The 17,987-nt window shown below is 70.7% G+C and carries 18 protein-coding genes and 2 pseudogenes; 8 read left to right on the top strand and 12 right to left on the bottom strand.

The window, feature by feature from the left end; translation table 11 throughout:
* Window positions 1-428: 428 nt before the first annotated feature.
* The 3 genes and pseudogenes from ACWD5Q_RS29985 to ACWD5Q_RS29975 all read right to left on the bottom strand — a co-directional run.
* A pseudogene (locus tag ACWD5Q_RS29985) lies at window positions 429-672 on the bottom strand (DNA-3-methyladenine glycosylase); the annotation flags it as partial.
* 37 nt (window positions 673-709) lie between these two features.
* On the bottom strand, window positions 710-1,321 hold the full coding sequence (locus ACWD5Q_RS29980) for a DNA-3-methyladenine glycosylase (protein WP_451430201.1): 612 nt from the start codon (window positions 1,319-1,321) through the stop codon (window positions 710-712).
* Between the two features lie 50 nt (window positions 1,322-1,371).
* Window positions 1,372-1,488, bottom strand: a pseudogene (locus ACWD5Q_RS29975) (DNA-3-methyladenine glycosylase); the annotation flags it as partial.
* A gap of 177 nt (window positions 1,489-1,665) precedes the next feature.
* Between ACWD5Q_RS29975 and ACWD5Q_RS29970 the strand changes: the two are divergent.
* The 3 genes from ACWD5Q_RS29970 to ACWD5Q_RS29960 all read left to right on the top strand — a co-directional run bounded on the left by ACWD5Q_RS29970 (window position 1,666) and on the right by ACWD5Q_RS29960 (window position 3,710).
* Complete coding sequence (locus ACWD5Q_RS29970) at window positions 1,666-2,451, top strand: sporulation protein (RefSeq protein ID WP_451430200.1); 786 nt, start codon at window positions 1,666-1,668, stop codon at window positions 2,449-2,451.
* 49 nt (window positions 2,452-2,500) lie between these two features.
* Entirely contained in the window at window positions 2,501-3,040 is a 540-nt protein-coding gene (locus tag ACWD5Q_RS29965) for a YbhB/YbcL family Raf kinase inhibitor-like protein (RefSeq protein WP_451430199.1), read from the top strand.
* A 163-nt stretch (window positions 3,041-3,203) separates the two neighbouring features.
* The gene (locus ACWD5Q_RS29960; protein WP_451430198.1) at window positions 3,204-3,710 is read left to right on the top strand and encodes an HNH endonuclease; all 507 of its coding nucleotides are present in this window, start codon (window positions 3,204-3,206) and stop codon (window positions 3,708-3,710) included.
* A gap of 87 nt (window positions 3,711-3,797) precedes the next feature.
* Here ACWD5Q_RS29960 and ACWD5Q_RS29955 read toward each other — a convergent pair whose 3' ends face one another.
* From ACWD5Q_RS29955 to ACWD5Q_RS29945, 3 genes are all read right to left on the bottom strand, one after another.
* Complete coding sequence (locus ACWD5Q_RS29955; protein ID WP_451430197.1) at window positions 3,798-4,766, bottom strand: SPFH domain-containing protein; 969 nt, start codon at window positions 4,764-4,766, stop codon at window positions 3,798-3,800.
* A 130-nt stretch (window positions 4,767-4,896) separates the two neighbouring features.
* Window positions 4,897-5,325 carry an NfeD family protein gene (locus tag ACWD5Q_RS29950; RefSeq protein WP_451430196.1) on the bottom strand — a complete coding sequence of 143 codons (429 nt, stop codon included), beginning with the start codon at window positions 5,323-5,325 and terminating at the stop codon, window positions 4,897-4,899.
* Between the two features lie 81 nt (window positions 5,326-5,406).
* Window positions 5,407-6,204, bottom strand: a complete 798-nt coding sequence (locus ACWD5Q_RS29945) for an ABC transporter ATP-binding protein (protein WP_451430195.1) — start codon at window positions 6,202-6,204, stop codon at window positions 5,407-5,409.
* Between the two features lie 151 nt (window positions 6,205-6,355).
* Here ACWD5Q_RS29945 and ACWD5Q_RS29940 point away from each other — a divergent pair, with 151 nt between their 5' ends.
* Entirely contained in the window at window positions 6,356-7,138 is a 783-nt protein-coding gene (locus ACWD5Q_RS29940) for a hypothetical protein (RefSeq protein WP_451430194.1), read from the top strand.
* A 72-nt stretch (window positions 7,139-7,210) separates the two neighbouring features.
* On the opposite strand, the gene ACWD5Q_RS29935 is transcribed toward ACWD5Q_RS29940, so the two are convergent.
* The 3 genes from ACWD5Q_RS29935 to ACWD5Q_RS29925 form a co-directional block, all read right to left on the bottom strand.
* Window positions 7,211-7,456, bottom strand: coding sequence for a chaplin (locus tag ACWD5Q_RS29935; RefSeq protein ID WP_451430193.1), 246 nt, complete (start codon window positions 7,454-7,456; stop codon window positions 7,211-7,213).
* Between the two features lie 119 nt (window positions 7,457-7,575).
* Window positions 7,576-8,217 carry a response regulator gene (locus ACWD5Q_RS29930; protein ID WP_451430192.1) on the bottom strand — a complete coding sequence of 214 codons (642 nt, stop codon included), beginning with the start codon at window positions 8,215-8,217 and terminating at the stop codon, window positions 7,576-7,578.
* Window positions 8,210-9,355, bottom strand: coding sequence for a GAF domain-containing protein (locus tag ACWD5Q_RS29925; protein WP_451430191.1), 1,146 nt, complete (start codon window positions 9,353-9,355; stop codon window positions 8,210-8,212). The genes ACWD5Q_RS29930 and ACWD5Q_RS29925 overlap by 8 nt, the downstream gene beginning before the upstream one ends.
* Window positions 9,356-9,543: 188 nt before the next feature.
* Here ACWD5Q_RS29925 and ACWD5Q_RS29920 point away from each other — a divergent pair, with 188 nt between their 5' ends.
* The 3 genes from ACWD5Q_RS29920 (at window position 9,544) to ACWD5Q_RS29910 (ending at window position 12,460) form a co-directional block, all read left to right on the top strand.
* Window positions 9,544-10,239: an SDR family NAD(P)-dependent oxidoreductase gene (locus tag ACWD5Q_RS29920; RefSeq protein ID WP_451430190.1), complete on the top strand. Its 696-nt coding sequence runs from the start codon at window positions 9,544-9,546 to the stop codon at window positions 10,237-10,239.
* Complete coding sequence (locus ACWD5Q_RS29915; protein ID WP_451430189.1) at window positions 10,236-11,444, top strand: S-adenosylmethionine:tRNA ribosyltransferase-isomerase; 1,209 nt, start codon at window positions 10,236-10,238, stop codon at window positions 11,442-11,444. The genes ACWD5Q_RS29920 and ACWD5Q_RS29915 overlap by 4 nt, the downstream gene beginning before the upstream one ends.
* A 296-nt stretch (window positions 11,445-11,740) precedes the next feature.
* Entirely contained in the window at window positions 11,741-12,460 is a 720-nt protein-coding gene (locus ACWD5Q_RS29910) for a transglycosylase SLT domain-containing protein (protein ID WP_451430188.1), read from the top strand.
* 85 nt (window positions 12,461-12,545) lie between these two features.
* Here the strand turns inward: ACWD5Q_RS29910 and ACWD5Q_RS29905 are convergent, their stop codons facing one another.
* A complete protein-coding gene (locus ACWD5Q_RS29905) occupies window positions 12,546-15,101 on the bottom strand; it encodes an FHA domain-containing protein (protein WP_451430187.1) in 2,556 nt (851 codons plus the stop codon).
* Between the two features lie 496 nt (window positions 15,102-15,597).
* On the opposite strand from ACWD5Q_RS29905, the gene serB reads away from it, so the two are divergent.
* On the top strand, window positions 15,598-16,809 hold the full coding sequence (gene serB, locus ACWD5Q_RS29900) for a phosphoserine phosphatase SerB (RefSeq protein WP_451430186.1): 1,212 nt from the start codon (window positions 15,598-15,600) through the stop codon (window positions 16,807-16,809).
* Window positions 16,810-16,992: 183 nt separating this feature from the next.
* Here the strand turns inward: serB and ACWD5Q_RS29895 are convergent, their stop codons facing one another.
* Both ACWD5Q_RS29895 and ACWD5Q_RS29890 read right to left on the bottom strand, forming a co-directional pair.
* Entirely contained in the window at window positions 16,993-17,511 is a 519-nt protein-coding gene (locus ACWD5Q_RS29895; RefSeq protein WP_451430185.1) for a SixA phosphatase family protein, read from the bottom strand.
* A 141-nt stretch (window positions 17,512-17,652) separates the two neighbouring features.
* Window positions 17,653-17,865, bottom strand: a complete 213-nt coding sequence (locus ACWD5Q_RS29890) for a hypothetical protein (protein WP_451430184.1) — start codon at window positions 17,863-17,865, stop codon at window positions 17,653-17,655.
* Window positions 17,866-17,987 lie beyond the last annotated feature (122 nt).

Below are 17,987 nucleotides of genomic sequence, written 5' to 3'. Positions count from 1 at the left end.
ACGCTTCCTTCGTACTCACCCGAGAGACTCTCTCAGGCTTTCCTCCGGGCGCTTCCCTTCGGTGTTCCCGACTCTATCAGATCTTTTTCCGATCCAATTTCCTCGGCGCTTTCCAGGTTCCCGCTCTCGCGTTTCCCTTTCCGGCTTTCCCGACTCTATCAGATCTTTCCGGATCCGATTCCCGGTCGGCGGGATTCGTCTTGGGCTCCGAGCTTTCGGCCCTGGCCTTTCGACATTCACTACGTTAGCCGATTCCCGTCGTGACTCATAATCGAGTTCCACGAGTTCGAATTCGGGCATGCAGGCACGCCGAATTCCCCCTCTGCGAGGGATGACATGAGTAGTGGGTTGGCCGCCTCCGGATGCTGGCTGAACGCCGTACCCGGCTCAAGCGGCTCAGGCTACATTACGCATCTCCCAAGGGCGCGTCAACTTCGGCGCCGACGGGGCGTGCACGCCCGATACGGGCTCACCGTCGGGTCGTTGGCGATCCAGAAGCACCAGGGGGACCCCTCTGCCCCCGGCGCCTCCGGTGCACGGGCCGTTGCGTACCTGGTCAGAGGGCACCGGCGTACCCGTCAGCCCCCGCAACGGGGGCTCGCCGGCCGCGCACGCGTCCGTGCCGTCGAGCGCGCGGTCCACGCCCAGGGCCGTCGCCATGTCTTCGGACCCCACTCCGCGCCGACTCACCGGCGAGGCGCACAGCGGCTCAGGCTCCGGCGGACGGTTCGGCTCTCGGGCTCAGTCGGTACGCCGAGACCGTTGGATCACCGGCGAGGTAGAAGCGGTGTTGCCAGTCGTGGGCTCTGCTCACGCCCACCCGAGGACCGACCCGGATGAGTGCGGCGGGTACTGGCTCACCCTCGGACAGCGTGACCGAGGCGCCTGTCAGTAGGTCTGTGCCGTTGTGCTCTGCCGTGATGCCGAGTGCCTGGCAGAAGTTCCCCGGCCCCCGCGCGAGACGTGGACTCTCGGCCTTGCCCCCTCGTCGCGTGCGTGCCAGGTCTTCCCCTTCGATGACCCTGCCTGCCCGGATGAGGACGGCTGAAGCGATGCCGTCCGCCCCGGTGACGATGTTGGCGCACCAGTGGAGACCGTGAGACCGGTAGACGTACAGGTGTCCTGCGGGTCCGAACATGACGGCGTTTCGGGGTGTCCTGCCTCGGTAGGCGTGGGAGGCGGGGTCGGCCGTACCCGAGTACGCCTCGGTCTCCGTGATGGTGATGCTCACGGTTCCCTCGGGTGTCTCGTGGGTGAGGATGGCTCCGAGCAGCTTGGGGGCGACTTCTTCAGCAGGGTGAGCGAGGAGGGCAGCGTTCATGCTGATCGCCTTGACATGCCGTAGGTGAAGTAGACGTACACATGGCCGGGCGGACCGTCCGGGGTGGTGCGGACGAGGATGCGTCCCAGCAGGTCGGGGGCGGCCTGGAGGACGGGGCGGTCGAAGAAGTCCCTGGGGAGGGGCGTACGGTCGGGGGTCGCGATCACGGCGTACGAGCGTAGTCCAGAGGGGTGCGACCCCAAGGGTGGTCAAGGCTCCCCGCCCTTGGAAGGTGCGGCCACGGAACCGGCCCGGGGCCGGATCGCGTTGGTAGGGATCAAGGATCCACGTACGCGTGCACAAGGCGGGGCGGCGGATCGGACGTCGTCCGGGAGGGAAGATTCATGGGGTTCAAGCGGCTGCTCGCGAGCCTGGGGGCCGGCGGGGCGTCCGTCGAGACGGTGCTGACCGAGGTCAACGTCGTACCGGGTGGCGTGGTCCAGGGCGAGGTGCGGATCCAGGGCGGGTCCGTGAACCAGTCGATCGAGGGTCTGAACGTGGGGCTGCAGGCCAAGGTCGAGGTCGAGGGACACGACGACACGGAGCACAAGCAGGACATCGAGTTCACCAAGGTGCGGCTCGGCGGTGCCTTCGAGCTCCAGGCGGGCGCCGTGCACGCCGTGCCGTTCGGACTGGAGATCCCCTGGGAGACGCCGGTCACCGTGATCGACGGGCAGCCGCTGCGCGGGATGCACATCGGGGTGACCACGGAGCTGGAGATCGCGCGTGCCGTGGACTCCGGGGATCTGGACCCGATCAACGTGCATCCGCTGCCGGCGCAGAAGGCGATCCTGGACGCGTTCATCCAGCTGGGCTTCCGCTTCAAGAACGCGGACATGGAACGCGGCGTCATCCGGGGTACACGGCAGAGGCTGCCGTTCTACCAGGAGATCGAGTTCTACCCGCCGTCGCAGTACCGCGGCCTGCACCAGGTCGAGCTGAGCTTCGTCGCGGACGAGCGGGAGATGGACGTCGTCCTGGAGATGGACAAGAAGCCGGGCCTGTTCAGCGAGGGCAGCGACTCCTATCGTGCCTTCACGGCCGGTCTGCACGACTACCACGGCACGGACTGGGCCGGCTACCTCCACCAGTGGCTGTCTGAAGTCGGCAGCAAGCGCAGTTGGTTCTAGGCTCTGCACTGGAACCAGTTGATCCACTGATTTTCTTGGAGGTGCCGAGGTGACCGAGCTGAAGAGGCGGCCCCTGCCCCATGATTTCCATCCGCCCGTGCCGTCGTTCACGGTGACGAGTGAGGACATCGAGCCGGGGGCCACGCTCGACGACGCTCAGGTCTACGCGGCGGGGAACGTTTCGCCGCAGCTGCGCTGGGAGGGCTTCCCGCCGGAGACCAAGAGCTTCGCCGTGACCTGCTACGACCCGGACGCCCCGACCGGGAGCGGGTTCTGGCACTGGGTCCTGTTCGACATCCCGGTGTCGGTCACCGAGCTGCCGACGGGCGCGGGCAGCGGGAAGTTCGAGGGGCTGCCCGCGGGCGCGGTCCAGGCGCGCAACGACTACGGGACGAAGGACTTCGGCGGTGCCGCGCCGCCGCCCGGGGACGGGCCGCACCGGTACGTCTTCACGGTGTACGCCGTCGACCAGGAGAAGCTGGGGCCGGACTCGGACACCTCTCCCGCGGTGGTCGGTTTCAATCTGCGATTCCACACGCTGGCGCGCGCCCAGCTCATCGGTGAGTACGAGAACCCGGCCAAGGGCTGACACACCCGCCGAAGACTGACGTTCATTGAACGTTTGCCCGCCTCCGGACTTGGAAGTGATCGGAGGCGGGCATTTTTTATTGCGTTGTCCATCTCGGCGCGCCCGTTCAGAGTTGATCCAAGCCCGCCGCGGGGTGGGCCGGTGCACACGGGAGGTGGGCTGGATGCGTGACACGCTCGTACTGAACGCGAGCTTCGAGCCGCTGTCGACGGTGACGCTGAACCGAGCCGTCGTTCTGGTGCTGCAGGACAAGGCCGTCGTCGAGCAGACCCACCCCGAACTCCGTATGCGGGGCGCCGATGTGGACATACCCGCGCCCCGCGTCATCAGGCTCTGCCGATACGTACGGGTGCCCTTCCGAAGACAAGCTCCGTGGTCGAGGCGGGGTGTCCTGGTGCGGGACCGGCACAGGTGCGCGTACTGCGGGCGGCGGGCGACGACCGTGGACCATGTGGTGCCGCGGTCGCAGGGTGGCGGCGACACCTGGCTGAACACGGTGGCCTCCTGCGCCGAGGACAACCACCACAAGGCGAATCGCACCCCGGAGCAGGCGGGGATGCCGCTGCTGCGGCAGCCGTTCGAGCCGACGCCCGCGGACGCGATGCTGCTGGCGCTCGGGCAGGACGATTTCGAGGCGCTGCCGGAGTGGCTGGGGCAGCCCGCGGCCTAGAGCGCGCGCGGCGGGCGGGCGGTCCTACGACACTGGGGCCCGGCTCCCGAAGGAGGCGGGCCCCAGTGTCGTAGGACCGCTGTCCTGTCAGTCGATGGACGGCCGCTCGCGGCGCTCGGCCTCGGTGCCCGAACCGCCGTTGCCGGACGCCCCGGAAGAGCCGCCGCTGCCCGAACCGCCGCCCAGGGAGCTGAAGTTGCCCATGGCGCCGGAGAGTCCCTTCAGGGCGTCGCCGATCTCGCTGGGGACGATCCAGAGCTTGTTGGCGTCGCCTTCGGCGATCTTCGGGAGCATCTGGAGGTACTGGTAGGAGAGGAGCTTCTGGTCCGGGTCGCCGGCGTGGATGGCCTCGAAGACCGTACGGACGGCCTGGGCCTCGCCCTCGGCGCGCAGGGCGGCGGCCTTGGCCTCACCCTCGGCGCGCAGGATCTGGGACTGCTTCTCGCCTTCGGCGGTGAGGATGGCGGCCTGTCGCGTACCTTCGGCGGTGAGGATCGCGGCGCGCTTGTCACGGTCGGCGCGCATCTGCTTCTCCATCGAGTCCTGGATGGAGGTCGGGGGCTCGATCGCCTTCAGCTCGACGCGGTTGACGCGGATGCCCCACTTGCCGGTGGCCTCGTCGAGGACGCCGCGCAGGGCCGCGTTGATCTCCTCGCGGGAGGTCAGGGTGCGCTCCAGGTCCATGCCCCCGATGATGTTGCGGAGTGTGGTGACGGTGAGCTGCTCGATGGCCTGGATGTAGCTGGCGACCTCGTAGGTCGCGGCCCGGGCGTCGGTCACCTGGTAGTAGATGACCGTGTCGATGTTGACCACCAGGTTGTCCTGGGTGATCACCGGCTGCGGCGGGAACGGCACCACCTGTTCGCGCAGGTCGATGCGGTTGCGGATCGAGTCTATGAACGGGACCACGATGTTCAGGCCCGCGTTCAGGGTGCGTGTGTAGCGGCCGAAGCGCTCGACGATGGCGGCGCTCGCCTGTGGGATGACCTGGATGGTCTTGATCAGGGCGATGAAAACCAACACCACCAGAATGATCAGGACGATGATGATCGCCATCGTGCTCCCCGTACCCTTCTCCGCCTCGGCGCCTGTGGAAGATCTTATGGTTGTTGAAGATCTTGCTGGTCGAGTCTGACAGACCGTCGCGTTCCGCGTGGTCTGTTCGGTCGAGTTACGTCCTGCGAGGTCACATCACGATCGCCGTGGCTCCTTCGATGTCCACGACGTCCACTTCCTGGCCCACCTCATAGGTGAGTTCGCCGTTGAGGGAACGCGCCGACCAGATCTCTCCGGCGAGCTTGATCCGGCCGCCGTTGCCGTCGACACGCTCCAGGACGAGGGCCTGCCGGCCCTTCAACGCATCGATGCCGGTGGCGAGTCGGGGCCGCTGGGCACGGTGCCGCGCGGCAATGGGCCGGACGACGGCGATGAGTGCGACGGAGACGACGGCGAAGACCACGACCTGGAAGACGGCGTCGCCGCCCAGGGCACCGACCGCGGCGGCCGCGACGGCGCCCACGGCGAGCATCCCGAGTTCCGGCATCGCGGTGATCACGAGCCCGATGCCGAGCCCCGCCGCGCCGATCAGCCACCACACCCACGCGTCGATGTTCACATGGTCATGGTAGGGCCGAGGGTCCGGTCGCGGACAGGGCGCCGTGGTGGTCGGACGAGCTTCGGCCGGGGGCCTTCGAGGTCAGGACAGGGGCAGACCGTGAGCGGTCCAGCGCTCGCCGACCTGTTCCACCACGAGCGGGAGGCCGAAGCAGTGGGAGAGGTTGCGCGAGGTCAGCTCCAGCTCCAGCGGGCCGGCGGCGAGCACCTTGCCCTGCCGGATCATCAGGACGTGGGTGAAGCCGGGGGCGATCTCCTCGACATGGTGGGTGACCATGATCATGGAGGGGGCGATCGGGTCCTGGGCGAGGCGGCCGAGACGGCGTACGAGGTCTTCGCGGCCGCCGAGGTCGAGGCCGGCGGCGGGCTCGTCGAGGAGGAGCAGTTCGGGGTCGGACATCAGGGCGCGGGCGATGAGGGTGCGCTTACGCTCGCCCTCGGAGAGGGTGCCGAACTTCCGGTCCAGGTACTCGCTCATGCCCAGGCGGTCGAGGAAGGCGCGGGCGCGCTGCTCGTCGACGTCCTCGTACTCCTCCTGCCAGCCGGCCGTCATGCCGTACGCGGCGGTCAGCACGGTCTGCAGAACGGTCTGGCGCTTGGGGAGCTTCTCGGTCATGGCGATGCCGGCCACGCCGATGCGCGGGCGCAGCTCGAAGACGTCGGTGCCGGGCCTGCCGAGGGTTTCGCCGAGGATGGTGGTGGTGCCCTTGGTCGGGTAGAGGTAGCTGGAGGCGACGTTCAGAAGGGTGGTCTTCCCCGCGCCGTTGGGGCCGAGGATGACCCAGCGCTCCCCCTCCTTGACCGACCAGGAGACCTGGTCCACGAGAGCCCGGCCCTCGCGGACCACGGATACGTCCTCCAGCTCCAGCACATCGCTCATGAGCGCGTTGTCTCCCCTTGCAGTGTGGCCAGTGTCGGCTCTCGCGTACGCCTGTGGGCGCGGTCCGCCACGCCGGTGGGCGCAGCCCCCAAGAAATCTACGCCACTGGTCGCCCGGCCGATTCCATAGGTCCGGTCCGTAGGGTGGAGGCATGCTCTCGGAACCACGCTCAGGCCGGCTGGCCGCATGGGGAAATGCTCTGTTGGCCGGATTTGTCTCGCCGGATGACGCCGCGTCGGCCATCGTCGGGGACGATGCGGTGCACCGGGTGGAGGGGCTGCCGGGTGAGTCGGCGCCCGTCGGTCTCACTCTCGCACTGGGGCGGCTGCGCGCGCTCGGGGTGGCCGGACTGCTGGTGGCGCTGCCCGCGCCGGGGCATCCGCTGGGGCTCAGCGGCCCGCCCGAGTTCAACGCGCGGGCGTTGGAGGCCGAGGAGGCGGTGGTCTGTCACGGGGCCGCGTTCGGGCTGGTGCCGGAGGTCCGCGAGGCGGGGCCGGACGGCGATGTGCATGTCGAGGTCGTCTGGCACTGTCTGCCGGTGCGGGAGGCGCCGCCTGCCGATGTGCCCTCGCTCGGGGAGGCCGAGCGGGAGCTGGCGGAGGCGCTGCGCGAGGCGACGGAGGTGTTGTCGCGGCTGGATGTGGCGGGGTCGGGGCCGGTGGCGGAGGCGGCGATCGACGCGTACCGGGCGCGGGCCGAGCGGGGGCGGGAGGTCCTGGCGCCGGGGTATCCGCCGCGGGCGGTGCGGGTGCTGGAACTGGCCCGGCGCGTGGGCCTGCTGATCTCGGTCGCGTACGAGAACGGGCACGGGGGCGCGGTGAGCGCCTCCGAGATGGCGGCCCGGGCCCAGGCGCTGCGCCCGGTGGAGCGGACGGCACGGCGGGCGCAGGTGGCGGCGTACAACTCCATCGTGGAGCAGCGGGAGGTGCGGTGATCCGTGGCCGTACCCGGCCGGCCCCCGGGGACTCCCGGTGAGGCCGCCGTGAAGAGCGGACCGTCGCCTGCCTCAGTGGTCGAGACCCAGGTTGCCGAAGGCCTGGTTCAGGGCGCCGACCACGTTCACGGTGTTGCCGACCGCATGGACGGGGACGTGGACCGGAGCCTGGATGACGTCGCCCGACACGACGCCCGGGGAGCCCGCGGCCCGTCCGTCGGCGTGCGCCCCGTCGTGGGCGGAGGCGAGGCCGGCACCGGTGGCGATCAGTCCACCGGCCACCAGGGTGACGGCTGCGGCCTTCTTCAGGTTCTTCACTGCTGAGCCCTCTCCTTGCGAGCACTGCGGCAGGCGCCGCGGCACGCCTTGGGGAACGGCCGGAATCGATCGAGGATGCGCCACCCGGAGGACATGCACCCGACGGTACGAAGATCCGCTCAGCCGTTAGCACCGTGCCGTACCGCCCAGAGCGCGGCCTGGGTGCGGTCGGCCAGGTCCAGTTTCATCAGGATGTTGGAGACATGGGTCTTGACCGTCTTCTCCGACAGCACCAGCGCCCGGGCGATCTCCCGGTTGGACCGGCCGTCCGCGATCAGGCCCAGCACCTCCCGCTCGCGCTCGGTGAGCGAACCGCCTCTGCCCTGACCGGAGTTGGCCTCCTCCTGGGACAACAGCGCGCCGGCCACCTCCGGCTGGAGCAGGATGTGCCCCGCGTGCACGGACCGGATGGCTCCGGCGAGGGCGTCGGGGTCCACGTCCTTGTACACATAGCCGGCGGCACCCGCGCGCAGGGCCGGCACCACCGTGCGCTGCTCGGTGAAGCTGGTGACGATCAGCACGCGCGCGGGATGGTCGAGCTCGCGGAGCCTGCGCAGCGCGTCGATGCCGTCCATCCCCGGCATCTTGACGTCCATGAGGATGACGTCGGGGGTCAGCTCCTGGGCGAGGGCGACCCCTTCGGCGCCGTCGGATGCCTCTCCGACGACCTCGATGTCGTCCTGCACTTCGAGGAAGGTGCGCAGCCCGCGGCGGACGACCTGGTGGTCGTCGACGAGCAGCACCTTGATCGCGTCAGCCACCAGGGACCTCCATCTTGATGGTGGTGCCCTTCCCGGGCGCCGATTCCACGGTCAGCGAGCCACCGACCCCGCTCGCCCGGTCACGCATGGAGACCAGGCCGAGATGGCGCCCGGCCCGGCGCACCGCCTGGGGCTCGAACCCGCCGCCGTCGTCCATGACGTGCAGGGCGGCACCCGGGCCGCGCTTCTCCAGGGTCACCTGGACCCGCCCGGCACCGGAGTGCCGCAGGGCGTTGTGCAGCGCCTCCTGGGCGACCCGCAGCAGCGCCTCCTCCTGGGCGGCCGGCAGGGCGCGGACGCCCAGGCTGGTGAAGGTCACACGCGCGACGTGGGCGCGGTCGAGGACCTGGACCTGGGTGCGCAGGGTGTTGACGAGGCCGTCCTCGTCGAGCGCGGCGGGGCGCAGCTCGACGACGGCGGCGCGCAGTTCGTCGGCGGCCTCGGCGGCGAGCGCGGCCACCTGCTGCAGCTCGCCCTTGGCGCGCCCCGGGTCGCGGTCGACCAGGGCCGTCGCGGCCTGCGCGGTGAGCCGCAGGGAGAAGAGCTTCTGGCTGACCGCGTCATGCAGCTCGTGGGCCAGCCGGGAGCGCTCCTCGGCGATGGTCAGCTCCCGGCTGCGCTCGTAGAGACGGGCGTTGGTGAGGGCGATCGCGGCGTGCTGGGCGAGGATCGAGAGCAGTTCCACGTCGTCGTCGGTGAAGCCGCAGCGGCCCTCTCGTCGCGGGCACCTCTTGTTGGCCAGGAACAGCGCGCCGATGGTCTCGTCGCCGTCGCGGATGGGCAGGCCCAGGAAGTCGGACATCTGCGGGTGGGTGCTCGGCCAGCCCCCGAAGCGCGGGTCCCGGCGGACGTCGGCGAGCCGCACCGGCTTCGCCTCGTGCAGCATCGCGGCCAGGATGCCGTGCTGGCGCGGGAGCGGGCCGATGGCCTTCCACTGCTCCTCGGTGACGCCGTCCACGACGAACTGGGCGAAGCCGCCGTGGTCGTCCGGGACGCCCAGTGCCGCGTACTCCGCGTCGAGCAGCTCGCGGGCCGAGGCGACGATCGTCTTGAGGACGTCGCGCACCTCCAGGTGCCTGCTCATGGCCAGCAGCGCGGAGCTCACCGCGTACAGGCCCGACCGGGGTCGATGGCTCATGACCTCACCGTACCGGCGAGGGGTGACGGCGGTATCCGGCCGGTGACCGCTCCCGCCTCCGCCGGTGGACCTAGGCCGAAGGGCCCCGCTTCCCTGCGGCCCGCGTCCGAGGCGGCCGGGGCCGCGCCGTTCCTACGGTGAGGTCGCCGCCGATCAGCGGCGGCCGAGGGACGAGGGGACGGGTGGGCATGCCGGTTGCGATCATCACGGGGGCTTCCAAGGGGTTGGGGCGGGCGCTGGGCGCGGCCCTGGCGGCGCGCGGCTGGGACCTGGTGCTGGACGCCAGGTCCGCGACGGTCCTCACGGAGACGGCGGCGGCTCTGTCGGCACACGGGACGCGGGTGGTGGCGCTTCCGGGTGATGTGACGGACGCGGGGCACCGGGCCGGTCTGGTGACGGCGGCCCGCGAGCTGGGCGGGCTCGACCTGCTGGTGAACAACGCGAGCGCGCTGGGCGCGGAGCCGCTGGTGCGGCTCGCGGAGCTTCGGCTCGACGGGCTGCGGCGGGCGCTGGAGGTGAACGTGGTCGCCGCGCTGGGCCTCGTCCAGGAGGCGCTGCCGCTGCTGCGGGCGGCGGAGGCGGGGGCGGTGATCGCCGTCAGCTCCGACGCGGCGGCCGAGGCGTACGGGACATGGGGCGGGTACGGCGCGTCCAAGGCGGCGCTCGACCGGTTGGCGGCGGTGCTCGGCGTGGAGGAGCCGGGGCTGCGGGTGTGGGCGGTCGACCCCGGGGACATGGCCACGGACCTGTACGCGGCGGCCGTACCCGACGACGACGGTCCGCGGCCGGCACCGGAGCACGTGGTGCCCGCGTTCCTGAGGCTGCTGGACGAGCGCCCGCCGAGCGGCCGCTACGGTGCGTCGTCCCTGTCGGAGGTGCGGTGACCGCGGCGAGGGGGGTGCCCCCGCTCGCACGCGGCCGAGCGTGGCTGAGGGTTCCCGGGGAGCTGTCGGCGCGGGTGCCGGCCGAGCAGCGCGGGCCCGGACTGGCCCGGGACTCCGTGCGACTGCTGGTCTCGCGCGGCACCGAGGTGGCGCACCACACGTTCGCGGAGCTGCCGCGGCTGCTGCGGGCGGGGGATGTGCTGGTCGTCAACACCTCGCCGACGCTGGCGGCCGCGGTGGACGGCACGGTGGGGCACGCGCGCGTGGTGGTGCACTTCTCGACGTGTGGGGACGACGGGCGGTGGGCGGTCGAGCTGCGCGATCCGGACGGACGGGGCACGACGCGCGCGCGTGACCCGGGCGGGGCGCGAGGCGCTCGTCACAAGGCCGGTGGCGGGCCTGCGGGGACGGAGGTGCGGCTCCCGGAGGACGTACGGCTGGTCCTGGAGGAGCCCCTGTCGCCGAGGGGGGACCGGTTGTGGTGGGCCCGCCCGTCGGACAGGGACGTGCCGGGGCTGCTGGGCCGGCACGGGCGGCCCATTCGTTACTCCTATACGGAGCGGGACCAGCCGCTGTCCGCGTATCAGACGGTGTTCGCGCTGCCGTCCCCCGACGGCGCGGGCAGCGCCGAGATGCCGAGCGCGGCGCGCCCCTTCACCGTGCGCCTGGTCGCGGAGCTGGTGAGCCGGGGGGTGCAGTTCGCGCCGATCACACTGCACACGGGGGTGGCGTCGGCGGAGGCGCACGAGCCGCCGTACCCGGAGCGTTTCGCGGTGCCGGAGGCGTCGGCACGGCTGATCAACGCGGTGCGGGCCGGAGACCGGGGGCGCGGGACACCGCCCGGCACGGGCCGTGGCGGGGGACGGACGGGTGGCCGGGTGATCGCGGTCGGTACGACGGCCGTGCGGGCGGTGGAGTCCGCGGCGGGCGCCGACGGTGTCGTACGGGCGCGGCAGGGCTGGACGGATCTGGTGGTGACGCCCGAGCGCGGGGTGCGCGTGGTCGACGGGCTGCTGACCGGGCTGCACGAGCCGGAGGCGTCGCATCTGCTGATGCTGGAGGCCGTCGCGGGACGGGCCGCGATCCGCCGTGGCTACGAGGAGGCGCTGGCCGGGCTCTACCTGTGGCACGAGTTCGGTGACACGCACCTCATCCTGCCGGAGGAGACGCCTCACACAGAGCATTGCTCCAGCAACCGTTGGTGAGACACGCCCGGCCCGGATGTGAGGCCGCGCATAGGACCCACATCACGTACGAAGGAACATAGGAGACAAAGAAGCCTGTGGTGAGCGGGGCAGACATGTCGGTCTGCCCCGTTTCGCCGTGCCCGTGTCCACTACCGGGGATCGTACGTCACATCTTTGCCTGGTGTTTTTGCGGCAGCTAAGAATTGCTCACGTCGCTCGGCGCCGCGGGCTCTACCCGCGGCGCTTGTGCTGGAAACATCCGTCTTCCGCCGGCACCAGAGCGACCTCCGAGCTACACGAAGAGGTCCCTCAACATGCCCAAGAACATCACCGCCCTCCGTGCCCGCAGTCGTGACCTGACCAAGGCCCACAAGCTCTCCATCGCCGGTGTGGCCGCCCTCGGCTGCTGCGCCCTCGTGGTCACCGCCGCGCCGAGCGAGGCACAGAGCACGGTCCACGCGGCCCCCGTCGCGTCGGCCCCGGTGACGCTCGGCAACCAGCCGGCCAAGGAGATCAAGGTCAGCGTGACCGACCAGATGGCCACCCAGGCTCTGAAGGCCGAGGCCATCGCCGCCAAGCAGAAGGCCGCCGCCAAGCCGGCCGTGCAGCAGGCCGTCGCGCAGCCCCAGCAGCAGCGTCCCGTGCAGCAGGCCGCGAGCCGGTCCGCGGAGCGCCCGCAGGTCCAGCAGGCCGCTCCCGCCCCGAGGAGCTACGCCAACAACCTCGACGGCTGGATCCGCGAGTCGCTCGACATCATGGCGCAGAAGGGCATCCCGGGCTCGTACCACGGCCTGTACCGCAACATCATGCGGGAGTCCTCCGGCAACCCGATGGCCATCAACAACTGGGACATCAACGCCCAGAACGGCATCCCCTCCAAGGGGCTGCTCCAGGTCATCCCGCCGACCTTCAGCGCGTACCACGTCGAGGGCACGTCCTGGAACATCTACGACCCGGTCGCGAACATCACCGCCGCCTGCAACTACGCGGCGCACCGGTACGGCTCGATGGACAACGTCAACAGCGCGTACTGAGGTCGGCGCGGGCCTCTGCTCGCCTGAACGGAAGAAAGGGCGGCACCCCCTGAGGGTGCCGCCCTTCCGCGCGTCCTGGGAGCGGTCACTTCCGCATGACCTCGGGTTCGTGGCGGCGCAGGAAGCGGGCCACGAGGAAGCCGCAGAGCACGCCGAGCGCGATCAGGACGACCATGTCCAGGGTCCAGGCCGACGCCGTGTGGTTCCACAGCGGGTCCGTGCTGGTCGGGTCGTCCTTGTTCGGGGCGATGTTGTTGAAGTCCAGCGTCGTGCCGGCGGCCGCGACCGCCCAGCGGGACGGCATCAGATACGAGACCTGGTTGACGCCCACCGTGCCGTTCAGCGTGAACAGGCAGCCGGTGAACACGACCTGGACGATCACGAACATGACCAGCAGCGGCATCGTCTTCTCGGCGGTCTTCACCAGCGAGGAGATGACCAGGCCGACCATCATCGAGGTGAAGCCGAGCGCCATGACCGGCAGGCACAGCTCGAACAGCGTGGCATGACCGAGGATCAGGCCCTGCTCGGGGATCTCCCGGCTGGAGAAGCCGATCAGGCCCACCATCAGGCCCTGCAGCACGGTGATCGTGCCGAGCACGACCACCTTGGACATCAGATACGCCGAACGGGACAGGCCGGTGGCGCGCTCCCGTTCGTAGATGACCCGCTCCTTGATCAGTTCGCGGACGGAGTTGGCGGTGCCCGCCAGGCACGCGCCGACCGCGAGGATCAGCAGGACCGTGGTGGCCGTGCCGTTCGGGACGGGCATGCCGGTCTTCGAGCTGACCGGGTTGACCAGCAGGCCCTTGTCGCTGTCGATGAGCAGACTGACCGCGCCGAGCACCGCCGGCAGGATCACCGTCAGCGCGAGGAAGCCCTTGTCGGAGGCGATGACCGCGCCATACCGCCGGATCAGGGTGCCGAGCTGGGAGAACCAGCCCTGCGGCTTGGCGGGCTTGATCGCCTGCGGCGGCGGCATGGGGACGGACTGCGGGGCCACGGCGTCGATGTCCGCGGCGTACGTCTGATAGTGCTGCGAGCCCTTCCAGCGGCCCGCCCAGTCGTAGTCGCGGTAGTCCTCGAAGGCGGTGAAGACATCGGCCCAGGTCTCGTAGCCGAAGAAGTTCAGCGCCTCCTCCGGCGGGCCGAAGTAGGCGACGGCCCCGCCCGGCGCCATCACCAGGAGCTTGTCGCACAGCGCCAGCTCGGCCACGGAGTGGGTGACGACGAGGACCGTACGGCTGTCGTCGGCGAGGCCCCGCAGCAACTGCATGACATCGCGGTCCATGCCCGGGTCGAGGCCGGAGGTCGGCTCGTCCAGGAAGATCAGCGACGGCTTGGTGAGCAGCTCCAGGGCCACCGAGACACGCTTGCGCTGACCGCCGGAGAGGGAGGTGACCTTCTTCTCCCGGTGCACGTCCAGCTTCAGCTCGCGCAGCACCTCGTCGATGCGGGCCGCACGCTCGGCGGCCGTGGTGTCGGCGGGGAAGCGCAGCTTGGCCGCGTACTTCAGGGCCTTCTTGACGCTCAGCTCCTTGTGCAGGATGTCGTCCTGCGGGACCAGGCCGATGCGCTGGCGCAGCTCGGCGAACTGCTTGTACAGGTTCCGGTTGTCGTAGAGGACGTCGCCCTGGTTCGCGGGACGGTAACCGGTGAGCGCCTTCAGCAGCGTCGACTTGCCGGAGCCGGACGGGCCGATGACCGCGATCAGCGACTTCTCCGGGACGCCGAAGGAGACGTCCTTGAGGATCTGCTTGCCGCCGTCGACCGTGACGGTCAGATGGCGGGCGGAGAAGGAGACCTCACCGGTGTCGACGAACTCCTCCAGCCGGTCGCCGACCAGACGGAACGTCGAGTGGCCCACGCCGACGATGTCGTCCGGGCCGAGCAGCGCCGCACCGCCCTTGCCGATCGGCATGCCGTTGACGAACGTGCCGTTGTGCGAGCCCAGGTCGCGGATCTCGAAACGGCCGTCGGGCGTGGCGTGGAACTCGGCGTGGTGCCGGGAGACCTGGAGGTCGGAGACGACCAGGTCGTTCTCCAGCGCGCGGCCGATGCGCATCACCCGGCCGAGGGCGAGCTGGTGGAACGTGGTCGGGCCGCGGTCACCGTGGACCGGTGGCGCCCCCGTGTCAGCACCGGGACTCTGCTGCTGCGGGATCCGGGCAGCGGGCTGCTGGGGCGTCTGGCGGTTCTGCGCGGGCGCCTGCTGCGGGGCCGGCTGATGCGGGACCTGCTGCTGGGGTGCCTGCTGGTGCGGGGCCGGCTGATCCCAGCCGACCCCCGCGCCCTGTGCCGCGTACGGCTGCTGCCGGGGCCCGGTCTGCGGGGCGGCCACGGCGGTCGCGGCGGCGGAGAAGGTCAGGCCCGGCCCGTCGGTCGCGTTGCCCAGGTGCACGGTCGTGTCCGCGCCGATCTCCAGCTGGTGAACGCGCAGGCCCCCGACGAAGGTTCCGTTGGTGCTCCCCCGGTCCTCCAGGACCCAACTGTGCCCGTTCCAGCCGATCGTGGCGTGGCGCCAGGAGACCCTGGCGTCCTCGAGCACGATGTCCCCCTGCGGATCGCGTCCGAGGGCGTACGGCCCGGACGCGTCGAGCGTCCAGGTGCGTCCCTTGCATTCCACTACGAGTTCAGGCACTCCATGCCCCACTGAGTTGTCCCCCGAGTCATCCCCACTCACGGGGAGTGGAGGAATCTCTGACATCGTGGGGAACTATTTCAGGCTCGGCGCTCCGACCGAAAGCCGGGCCTGGTGACGAGCGTGAACCAGCGTTTCGACGCGTGCCGTCGCCGCCGGGCAGGGGTGCGCCGCCCGCCCGTGGTGACGTGTACGGGGCACGCACGATGATCGGGCTGATCGGGCAACCCGCCCCGCTGCCCCGACGCCGTCCCCGGGCGACGCCGCCGCCCTCGGACCTGGGGCCGCTCCCGCCGCATCCCCCGCCCCCTGGACCTCCTCCGCCCGGACGTCCCCAGGGGCGCGGCTGACGGGCCGCCCTGCCTCGCCCCCGCCCCACCCTGCGCCTTCGCCGCCGATCAAGCCGTTCGTCACCCACCCGCCATCCAGTGTTCCGTGTCCGCTAGACGGACCGGGCACGCCGTAGGCACTGGGTGCCGGATACGGTGGAAACACCATGAGCGCTGCGCAGACCACCGATGCCCCCACTCTCCTTGTCAAGATCTTCGGCAAGGACCGGCCCGGCCTGACGGCCGGCCTGTTCGACACCCTGGCCGCCTACGGCGTCGACGTCGTCGACATCGAGCAGGTCGTCACCCGGGGCCGGATGGTGCTGTGCGCCCTGGTGACGATGCCCCCGTCCGGGCTCGAGGGTGATCTGCGGGCGACCGTCCACAACTGGGCGGACTCCATGAAGATGGAGGCGGAGATCATCTCCGGGATCGGCGACAACCGTCCGCGTGGCCTCGGACGCTCCCTGGTCACCGTGCTCGGCCATCCGCTCACCGCCGAGTCGACGGCCGCCATCGCCGCCCGTATCGCCGCTGCCGGCGGCAACATCGACCGTATCTTCCGGCTCGCCAAGTACCCCGTGACGGCCGTCGAGTTCGCCGTGTCCGGCGTGGAGACCGAGCCGCTGCGCACCGCCCTGGCGACCGATGCCGCGGCACTCGGTGTCGATGTCGCCGTCGTCGCGGCCGGTCTGCACCGGCGGGCCCAGCGTCTGGTCGTCATGGATGTGGACTCGACGCTCATCCAGGACGAGGTCATCGAGCTGTTCGCCGCGCACGCGGGCTGTGCGGCGGAGGTCGCCGAGGTGACGGCGGCCGCCATGCGCGGCGAGCTGGACTTCGAGCAGTCGCTGCACGCGCGCGTGGCGCTGCTGAAGGGGCTGGACGCGTCGGTGGTCGACAAGGTGCGGGCCGAGGTGCGGCTCACTCCGGGCGCGCGCACCTTGATCCGCACGCTGAAACGACTCGGCTTCCAGGTGGGTGTCGTCTCCGGCGGCTTCACCCAGGTCACGGACGACCTCAAGGAGCGGCTCGGCCTGGACTTCGCGCAGGCCAACACGCTGGAGATCGTCGACGGGAAGCTGACCGGCAAGGTCGTCGGCGAGATCGTGGACCGGGCGGGCAAGGCGCGGCTGCTGCGCCGCTTCGCCGCCGAGGCGGGCGTACCGCTGGCGCAGACCGTGGCGATCGGGGACGGCGCCAACGACCTCGACATGCTGAACGCGGCCGGCCTGGGCGTCGCCTTCAACGCCAAGCCCGTGGTCCGCGAGGCCGCGCACACCGCGGTGAACTTCCCCTTCCTGGACACCGTCCTGTATCTGCTCGGCGTCACCCGGGAAGAGGTCGAGGCGGCCGACATACACGACGACATCCTCTGAAGACCCCTGAGCCGCACCCGTCACCTGGCTCAGGGCTCCGGGCGCAGGCTCGGCGACGCACGTTCACGCGGCGAGAGTCCCCCGCACGACGGAGTCCTGTGCCGCACGGCGCCGCCGGAGGCCGTGTACTTTGCCGGGCCGACACCGTCACCGGTGCCGACCCTCGCTGCCGTCCGTGACGGGTTACTCCGTGGGCGCCCAGAAGTCGATCAGGGTGGCCGTGCCCGGCTCCAGTGACTTCCAGGAGCCGTCGAGGGAGAGCACGGCGAAGGCGGCGGCGGGGAACCCGCGCCGGCCCATCCGCTCGGCGGCCTCGTCCTCGGCGGTCCCCGAGAGGATCTCGGCGAGGCCGTGGATGCCCGGATTGTGGCCGACCAGGACCACGCTCTGGATGTCGTCCGGGGTCTCGTTGAGCACGGCGATCAGCTCGCCGGGCGAGGCGTCGTAGATCCGCTCCTCATAGATGGTTTTCGGCCGGTGCGGAAGCTCCTGGACCGCGAGCTTCCAGGTCTCGCGGGTGCGCGTCGCGGTGGAGCAGAGGACCAGGTCGAGGGGGATGCCGGTGTCGGCCAGCTTGCGGCCGGCGACGGCCGCGTCCGTGCGGCCCCGGTCCGCGAGGGGGCGCTCATGGTCGGCCACCTGCGGCCAGTCGGCCTTCGCATGCCGGAAGAGGACAATCCTGCGGGGTTCTGCGGAGCTCATGGGTCCCAGCTTTGCATGAAACAGGCCAGGGAGCGCAGGGAGTTGACCGCGTCGCAAGCACGCCCTCGCGCGAGCGCCCCACCAGGCCCTTCCGCTGCCCGCCTCGGCAGACATGACCGTCACCGTCGGGCGCGGGCGGTGTCACCGCGCGTGGTGGGTCATCGTCTGCTGGATCCGCTCGACGACATGGCCGAGCGCGGGGTCGCCGCCCGCCCGTGCGTCCGCCGGATTGAGTATCAGCGCCAGCAGGACCACGAAGGCCAGCGTGGGCAGCGCGAGGGCCCACCAGTGCAGCCGCATGGCGGTGCCGCCTGTGGTCACCGCGTGGGGCCGGGGGTGCGTGGGGGCCGACATGGCTGCCTCCGTGGGTCTTCGGACGGTCCGTGGTCCGCCGCCGGGAGCCACATCTCGAAGGTACGGATTCGGCAGCCCTCAACCCATCCGGTGATCCACCCACTTGTCCCTGACACTGACCC

It is taken from the genome of Streptomyces sp. NPDC002513, from assembly GCF_053595355.1.
Note: the sequence above shows the minus strand (reverse complement) of the source record. Positions and strands in the feature narration are given on the sequence as shown.